This is a genomic window from Johannesbaptistia floridana, from assembly GCF_057440575.1.
The window spans coordinates 1-1,971 of the sequence record NZ_JALKVM010000231.1; the positions used below are offsets into that span (position 1 = coordinate 1).

Here is a 1,971-nt window from a genome sequence, read left to right on the forward strand (position 1 = left end):
AACGGTCCGCATAGCCGCCGTGCGGAGCTTCGCGGAGCATGGACGGATATGCATTGTTGGGCACAGTTTTTTTTTCTATTTTTCTAATTCCCTTTGTATTTGTAAGAATTCAATTCCACATTCTAACTTATTTGCTAACTTCATTTTAGGATTTACTATTCGCCAAAAAGGAGTTACATCTTCTACACTTTTTCCTGATTGTATTTCTTCATAAGCAGCTTCTGATACAATTCTAAGAAAAATTCCTGTCGTAACGGGACAAGTTTTATCTGCTTGATATTCTATTGCTAAATCATCTCGCATTGTTGATAATTCAGTTGTGCTTCCAAAAGGAATTTGTTTAACATATTCATCAATAATTTGAGGGGAAGCAATCAACATTTTACTACCTTCTGGAATATCAGCAAATTTCTTGTCAATTGTCTTTATCTTGAAGGACTTCTCACAGTCCCTTTTTTCAATCCATGATTTTTTAGCCATTTTCTCCTAATTTTTCTTTTAAATTGTTCAAATATACTTCCATAGTCTTATCAAGATCTAAAAACAAGTAAGCAATCACTCTAAAATACGGATTTTTAATCATTGCAACTTCTTTAAACTCTATTTTTGTGAGGTTATTTTGTCTTTGTATCTTTCCTTCCCAATAGCCAGAGAAACCACTATCAACAATTTCAATATCAAATCGGTTTGGGGGCTGATACGTTTTTGTCTGAAATGTAATTGTTTGTCCTTTTTTCGGTATTTCTGTCCATTTTTCTGCTCCTTGCTCAATAGAAATCATTTGGATTTCTCGAACATCATCTCTCCATTTTTCTTGTCCTTTAATATCAGTTATTACATCCCAGATTTTTTGAGGGCTACTTTTTAATTCTGCTGTCTTAATAAATGTTCTTTCCGAAGGTAGAAATAATCCTATAACCAGAGGAAGAATTAAGATTGTGGCAAGAATGATGAATGCTACTTTCATTTTGTAAATTTTGATTGTTAAAAGATGCCACAAATTTCAACTATCATTCGCCGATTCACTTGACTTTTCTTGCTATTTTATGGGTAGATAGAAATCCGTTACCAACTCTTCTGGCTTATGAAATGGTGGAGACTTAATATACCATTCCAATGCTGGTTCGTCTCTCAACTCCCATTGGTGCTTGAATAGGCAAACATTATATATGTAGTCATAAACAGGATAAAATGTTTCATATGCCCCTTTGTATCTGAATACTGCAAATTTCCCCCCTGTAATTTTTTTGTAACCAATTTCTCCTTTTGGCTGAATCTCTTTGGTGACCAAAATGGAAGCATCAAATCTGATATTATTTTCAGTTGTTATTTCAGGATTATCATGCACAATTCCAATCGTTGTTGGCATTAATTTGAGAACAAGATTTTTAGTAGCCCAAAGCATTAATCTTTGAAATGAGTTTCCAACTTTATCATAACTCCCAAAATGCCTAATGTAAGCAAGGTTCAAATCTTTTTTTTGAATGATTTTTGGTGATGCTAAACTTAGGTCTTTAAGTGAAGTATCTTGATAGATTACTTCCTTATTAGCAAGCTCTTGTTTTATATTTTGCCTGAATTTAGTCGGTGAAGTGGAAAAGTAATTATTGAATGCTCGTGTAAATGTCTCTGGTGAGGTATAACCACATTCATAAGCAATTTCGTTTACTGGTTTAGATGAATTTTTGAGCAAAATTGCTGATTTTTCCAACCGTAAACGGGTTAAATACTCTTTTGCTGTATTCCCAATAATTGATTTAAAAACTCGGTGAAAGTGAAACTTGGATATTAAGGAGTAATCTGCTATTTCTTCGAGGCTGATTTTCCTTGAAGTATTAGATTCAATATATTCAATTGCTCTATTGATTGCTTCTAAATAATGTTCTTTTGTTTCTATTCGCATTCTTCAAATATCGGCTATTTGATTTTGTAGTTCTTGATTTTTCTTGCTAATTGTGCCCAACGGCCCGG

3 protein-coding genes are annotated in these 1,971 nt (G+C 33.3%); all 3 read right to left on the reverse strand.

The window, feature by feature from the left end:
• Positions 1-75: 75 nt before the first annotated feature.
• A complete protein-coding gene (locus tag MW688_RS14785) occupies positions 76-480 on the reverse strand; it encodes a hypothetical protein (protein ID WP_486736780.1) in 405 nt (134 codons plus the stop codon).
• Positions 473-967, reverse strand: coding sequence for an SRPBCC family protein (locus MW688_RS14790; RefSeq protein WP_486736781.1), 495 nt, complete (start codon positions 965-967; stop codon positions 473-475). Before MW688_RS14790 ends, MW688_RS14785 begins: the two co-directional genes overlap by 8 nt.
• Before the next feature lie 72 nt (positions 968-1,039).
• Complete coding sequence (locus MW688_RS14795; RefSeq protein ID WP_486736782.1) at positions 1,040-1,903, reverse strand: AraC family transcriptional regulator; 864 nt, start codon at positions 1,901-1,903, stop codon at positions 1,040-1,042.
• Between the last annotated feature and the right edge of the window lie 68 nt (positions 1,904-1,971).

Excerpts from the sequence above, each read along its gene's own strand:
- MW688_RS14785 (WP_486736780.1), bottom strand. The coding sequence starts at position 480 with ATGGCTAAAAAATCATGGATTGAAAAAAGGGACTGTGAGAAGTCCTTC.
- MW688_RS14790 (WP_486736781.1), bottom strand. The coding sequence starts at position 967 with ATGAAAGTAGCATTCATCATTCTTGCCACAATCTTAATTCTTCCTCTG.
- MW688_RS14795 (WP_486736782.1), bottom strand. The coding sequence starts at position 1,903 with ATGCGAATAGAAACAAAAGAACATTATTTAGAAGCAATCAATAGAGCA.